At 73.1% G+C, this 5586-nt stretch carries 8 protein-coding genes; 6 read left to right on the forward strand and 2 right to left on the reverse strand.

The window, feature by feature from the left end; all coding sequences use genetic code 11:
• From DQW85_RS28630 to DQW85_RS28645, 4 genes are all read left to right on the forward strand, one after another.
• The coding region (locus DQW85_RS28630; protein ID WP_240197493.1) for a hypothetical protein at window positions 1-484 on the forward strand (484 nt) is incomplete at its 5' end.
• Entirely contained in the window at window positions 481-864 is a 384-nt protein-coding gene (locus DQW85_RS28635) for a hypothetical protein (protein WP_113702982.1), read from the forward strand. The genes DQW85_RS28630 and DQW85_RS28635, both read left to right, overlap by 4 nt.
• 145 nt (window positions 865-1009) lie before the next feature.
• On the forward strand, window positions 1010-2242 hold the full coding sequence (locus DQW85_RS28640; RefSeq protein WP_113702983.1) for an MFS transporter: 1233 nt from the start codon (window positions 1010-1012) through the stop codon (window positions 2240-2242).
• A gap of 12 nt (window positions 2243-2254) precedes the next feature.
• The gene (locus tag DQW85_RS28645) at window positions 2255-3091 is read left to right on the forward strand and encodes an alanyl-tRNA editing protein (RefSeq protein WP_113702984.1); all 837 of its coding nucleotides are present in this window, start codon (window positions 2255-2257) and stop codon (window positions 3089-3091) included.
• Here DQW85_RS28645 and DQW85_RS28650 read toward each other — a convergent pair.
• A complete protein-coding gene (locus DQW85_RS28650) occupies window positions 3088-4065 on the reverse strand; it encodes a hypothetical protein (RefSeq protein ID WP_162795449.1) in 978 nt (325 codons plus the stop codon). The two genes, DQW85_RS28645 and DQW85_RS28650, sit on opposite strands and share 4 nt — an antisense overlap.
• The gene (locus DQW85_RS28655; RefSeq protein WP_162795450.1) at window positions 4058-4966 is read right to left on the reverse strand and encodes a hypothetical protein; all 909 of its coding nucleotides are present in this window, start codon (window positions 4964-4966) and stop codon (window positions 4058-4060) included. Before DQW85_RS28655 ends, DQW85_RS28650 begins: the two co-directional genes overlap by 8 nt.
• Before the next feature lie 104 nt (window positions 4967-5070).
• On the opposite strand from DQW85_RS28655, the gene DQW85_RS28665 reads away from it, so the two are divergent.
• Window positions 5071-5286 carry a helix-turn-helix domain-containing protein gene (locus DQW85_RS28665; RefSeq protein ID WP_113702988.1) on the forward strand — a complete coding sequence of 72 codons (216 nt, stop codon included), beginning with the start codon at window positions 5071-5073 and terminating at the stop codon, window positions 5284-5286.
• Window positions 5287-5291: 5 nt separating this feature from the next.
• Window positions 5292-5586, forward strand: a 295-nt coding sequence (locus DQW85_RS28670) for a Clp protease N-terminal domain-containing protein (protein ID WP_162795451.1), incomplete at its 3' end; no start/stop codon positions are given.

Below are 5586 nucleotides of genomic sequence, written 5' to 3' on the forward strand. Positions count from 1 at the left end.
AGCGCCCGCGCGCCCGGCCTACGAGCGCCCGGCCTACGAGCGCCCGCGCGCCCGGCCGTCCCGGCGCGGTTCACGGCGGGATCGGGGGCGGCCCGGCCGGGCGATAGCCTTTGCCCTGATGAACACCACCGTCGCCGCGATCGTCATCGCCGGCTCCCTGCTGCTCGCGCTGGCCAGCCTGATCACGGCGATCCGCGACCGGCCCATGGGCATGGTCCTGCTCGTCGGCTTCGCGCTGCTGGAGGTGGCCATCCTGGTCCAGGCGGGCATCGTGGTGGCGGCCGTCGCCGGCGGCCAGGGCGCGGACGTGGACAAGGGCACGCTGTTCGGCTACCTCGGCGGCGAGATCGTCATCCCGCCCGCGGGGGTGTTCCTCGCGCTGGCCGAGCGCAGCCGGTGGGGGGCGGCGATCCTCGTCGTGGCGGGGTTCGCGGTCGCGGTGATGACGGCGCGGCTGCTGCAGATCTGGCAGGGCGTCGCGTGAGCGTGCCGTCGCTGGGCACCGGGCCCGGCCGCGCGCTGGTCGCGGTCTACGGGCTGTTCGCGCTGGCCGCGGGCGCCCGGGCCAGCGTGCAGATCCTCACCAGGTTCGAGGAGGCGCCGCTGGCCTACTCGCTGTCGGCGTTCGCCGCGCTGGTCTACGTCCTCCTCACCGTCGCGCTGGTGCGCGGCGCGCGGAGGCTGGCGCTGGCCGCCCTGTTCGTCGAGCTGGCGGGCGTCCTCGTCATCGGCACGCTCAGCGTGCTGGACCCCGCCGCCTTCCCCGAGGCGACCGTGTGGTCGGTGTACGGGAAGGGCTACCTGTTCATCCCTCTCGTGCTCCCCCTGGTGGGCCTCTACTGGCTGCTGCTGCGCCGGCGTTAGGCGCCGCCCCGGCCGACCCCTACGCGCGACGAGCCGCCCGGCCCTGTTCGGGACTTTTGGTAGGTGCCAGGAATAAATGGGGGTTTTGGGACTGTTAGCATGCGAGTCGTCCTATGAACCCATTAGTGGATGGATTTTCCCCCGCATGACCGTCCTCGCGTCCGAGCCCAGAGCCCCCGAGTCCCGAGACGGAGCCGGACCCCTCGCCTGGCTGCTCGTGCTGGGAATCGTCCTCGCCGCACTGAACCTGCGCACCGCCGTCACCAGCGTGGGACCGTTGCTCGACGAGCTCGCCGGAGCGCTCGGCATGACCAGCGTGGGCACCGGCGTGCTCACGACGCTGCCGGTGCTGGCGTTCGCCACCGTCGGCGCGGTCACGCCCGCCCTGTCGAGGAAGGCCGGCGAGCACCGGCTGCTGCTGCTCGCCCTCGTCGCCCTCGGCGCCGGGCTGCTCGTCAGATCGCTCGCCGGCTCGGCGACCGTCTTCCTGCTGAGCAGCGCGCTCGCGCTGTCGGGCGGGGCCGTCGGCAACGTGCTCATCCCGACGCTGATCAAGCGCCACTTCCCGGCCAGGACCGGGGTCATGACCACCGTCTACACTACCGCCCTCGCCGCCGGGACCATGCTGGCGGCCGCCGCCACGGTCCCCATCGAACGCGCGTCCGGCGACTGGCACGTGGCGATCGGCGTGTGGGCCGCGCTGGCCGCCGTGGCCGCGCTCCCGTGGCTGGCGCTCCTGCGCAGTGAGCCCGAACGCGACGGCGACACGCCCCGCGCGGGCATCCGGCAGCTCGCCCGGAGCAGGCTCGCCTGGATGGTGGCCGTCTACTTCGGCACCCAGTCGATGATCGCGTACGTCATGTTCGGCTGGCTGCCCATGATCCTCACCGACGCCGGCTACAGCATCGGCCAGGCCGGGCTCATCCTGGGTGTCTTCACCGCCCTCAGCATCCCCGTCTCCCTCCTCGTCCCCGCGATCACCTCCCGCTTCCGCGACCAGCGGCCCGTCGTGGTCGGCCTGATCGCCTGCTATGCGGCCGGGTTCCTCGGGCTCTGGTTCGCGCCCGCCTCCACCGCGATGGTGTGGATCGTGCTCATCGGGGTGGGCATGGGATCCTTCCCGCTGGCGCTCATGATGCTGGCCCTTCGCACGCGTACCGCCGAGGCGACGGCCTCCCTGTCCGCCTTCGGGCAGAGCGCCGGCTACCTCATGGCCGGCGCCGGGCCGCTCACCGTCGGCGTGCTGCGCGAGATGACCGGCGGATGGGCGCTGCCGTACCTGCTGCTGTTCGCCGTGCTCGCCGCGCAGCTCTTCACCGGTCTGTACGCCGGACGAGACCGCTTCATCGAGGACGAGCGGGCGGCGGCCGGAAGCTGACAGAATGGCCGCGTGAATTCGACAGTCGTCACCTTCCCGGACGGTCATGTCGTCGGCCGTTCAGAGATCATCGGGGTCGTGCCGGTGGGGGCCCGGCACGGCCTCGTCGTGGCTGAGACGCCGTTCCACCCGCTCGACCACACCTGGCCCGACCAGCCGGCCGACCGTGGCACTATCGGCGGGCTCCCCGTCGCCGACTGCGTGACCGGCGCCTGGTCGGCGGAGGGTGTCCACCTCGGCGGGGACATCCCGGTCCGGCGGGGCGCCGAAGGCTGGGAATGGCTGGTCGTCCACGTGACCGACTCCCCGCTGCCGGTCGGCGAGACGGTCGACCTCGTCGTGGACGCCGCCCACCGCACGGCCCTGTCGGCCGGGCACACCGCCTGCCATCTGGCCGCGCTCGCGCTCAACGCCGCGCTGGCCGGGCGGTGGCGCAAGGAGGTCGCTCTCGACGGACTCGGCCACCCCGACTTCGACCAGATGGCGATCACGTCGTCCCGCATCTCACCCGACGCCAGCGTGGACGTCTACCGCCTCGGCAAGTCGCTGCGCAAGAAGGGCTTCACCGCCGACGGCCTGGACCTCGACCAGGTCGCCGGCGACGCGAACCAGCGGCTCAAGGCGTGGGTGGCCGCCGACGCCCCGGTCCGGATCGACGTGCCCGGCCCCGGGCTGACCGCACGCCGTACGTGGCACTGCGCGCTCCCCGATGGGGCGGCATCGATCCCGTGCGGCGGCACGCACGTCGCGCGCACCTCCGAGCTGGGCGGCGTCACGGTCGCGCTGTCACTGTCGCCCGACGGCTCGGAGCTCACCACGCGCACCACGGTCACCCGCGAGAGCGCCTAGCGCCGCCCTTGGACGACGGGCAGGAGCTGCAGGCGGATGCCCGAGTCGTACGGGATCACGAACGTCGAGATGGCGGCCCGGTCGGCGCCCGGCTGCCAGGTCAGGGGCACCAGGAAGAGCCTGCTGTTCGACTCGAGCAGCAGGCGGAAGCCCCGATAGCGGTGCCGGAAGCCGGCCTGCTCGCCGAAGTCGGCGTGAGCCGTGATCGCGGGCAGGTCCGGGACGGGATCCTTGGAGTAGATCACCACCTCGGGCAGCCTGTGCAGCATCCGGGCGTCCTCGTGGCCGCGGGCGATGCCGCTCTCCGCGGCGAAGCTGCTGACCGCCCAGAACAGCCCCACCACCCCGATCGCCGCGGCCACGAACCTCGCCTGCCTGAACCTGTCCGCGACGGCCCTGCCCAGCAGCCAGTACGCGTACGTGAGCGCAGGCACCCCCAGCGCCAGGCAGAGCGCCGTCGCGCCGGGCGTCTCCCGCTGGGCGACCACGGGCCGGAAGACGCCGGCCAGGCCGCGCAGCAGCATCGCCGTACCGGCCGCCGCCACCACGGCCACCGCCACCCGCCGTACCCACGGCCGGGGGAGCGCCGCCACCCTGACCAGGGCGGTGTGCAGGAGCAGGGCGGCCATGACGGCGAGCAGCAGCATCAGCACGATCGGGTAGGCCGTCTCCACCCCGTAGAGGATGAGGTCCTGGTTGGGGAGGTCGGCGAGTTCGAGGTAGACGCCGAAGTACTTGAAGCGTTGCAGCGTCGCCACGTAGCCGGCCCAGACGAAGACGGCGGTCAGCAGAGTCGCGGGCGGACCCACCTTGCCGATCAGGTCCAGGTGGTGCTGCAGCGCGGACGGCCGAGCCCCCTCCCCGCCGCCACCGGCCGGCTCAGCCTCCGGCCTGGGCGGCGACGGCTCAGCCTCCGGTCGGGGCGGCGAGGCGGTCCTTGGGGGCCTCTGCCGCGACGGCTCGTCTTCACTCAACGGCGCAACCGACCGTGTTGTACATGGCGGGCCGCGCGGAGTCGACGCGCACGCAGTAGTTGCCGGTCACGGACCAGCTCGCCCGGACCGGCCGGTCGGCCGTGGGGGTCACGCCCAGCCCCTGGCAGGGGGCGAACCGGGTGTCCCGGCAGAGGGTGGAGAGCTTCCAGGTGAGGTTCACTTGGTACGTGCCCAGCGGCGTCGGGGCCTCGTACTCGGGGAAGAGCCCGCAGCCGCTGCGGTCGGTGATCTCGGAGCCCGGCGCGCACGCCACGTCCCCGGGCACCTCGTCGCCGGACTGCGAGCCCGGCAGGCAGGGCCTGCCGGTGACGCCCATCCTGGCCCGCTCCGTGCCCGCCGGGATCGCTCCGCCGTCGGTCGGGTCCTCGGCCGGGGTGTAGGGCCCGGAGGCGGCGGTCAGCGCGTCGATGCGGACGGTCGTGCCGGGCTCGGGGGCGGAGTAGATCCGGCAGACGTTCGTCGGGTAGCGATGGTCGAGGCGTACCGAGGCCTGGTTGTTGTTCACCGTCGGTGTGCGCCACGGCGCGGGCGAAGCGGTGATGGGCGTGGGGGAGGTGCGGTTCTCGCCGGAGTCGCGTTCTTCAGGTGTCACCGTGGCGGCCGGATCGCGGGTCCTGGTCGAGTCGCGCCCGGGACTCTCGGTCGCGCCGGACCGGTCCTCCCCGCGCGTCCCCGTGGGCGTCGGCCTGCCGGATTCCGACCTGGAGGGCGGCCGCTCGGAGGGCTCCGGTTCGGAGGGGGCCGGCTCGGACGGAGTGGGCTGGGAGAGCGTCGGCTCGGACAGCGACGGCGCCGCGTAGGGAGCCGCGGCCGGATTCTCCCCCGAACACCCGCTGAGAACGACGATCAGGGCAGCGGTCATCAACAATCTGGCGTTCATGATCCCCCTGTCTCCATGAGGATCATCGCCCACAGTGGCCGTCTCGTTACGCCTCCTGTCAGCAGGTGTTGACAAGCGGGCGCTTGTCAGTCCATGCTGACACCGTGAACGCCACCGAACTGGCCAAGGCGGCCGCCGATCAGGACCCCGGCGCCGGGCTGGCCGCGGTCGCGGCGCTCAGGACTCTGCTGGAGGAGCTCGAGGCCACCCACGTCTCCAACGCCCGGGCGCAGGGCTGGTCCTGGGAGCGGATAGCCGACGCCCTCGGAGTCAAGCGGCAGTCCGCCCATCGCAAGCACGCCCGCCGGACCGGGAGGTAACGCGCGTGTTGTCCAGGTTCACCGAGCCCGCCACCCGGGCCATGATCAAGGCGGGCGCGCTCGCACTCGACGCCGGCCACCCCGCCCTGACCACCGACCTGCTGCTCCTCGCTCTCGCGGAGACCCGCCCCTTCACGCTCGACGCCTTCACCGCCACCCCCGAGGCCGTGCGCGCGCACGTCGACACCGGCGACGCCCGCGCGCTGCTCGCCACGCTCGGCATCGACCTCGACGAGGTGCGCAGGCGCACCCGCGCCGGCACCGACGCCCCCGCCCGCTGGCGCCTGACGCGCTCGCGGC

Source organism: Nonomuraea lactucae (genome assembly GCF_003313395.1).
GTDB classification, from domain to species: Bacteria; Actinomycetota; Actinomycetes; order Streptosporangiales; family Streptosporangiaceae; genus Nonomuraea; species Nonomuraea lactucae.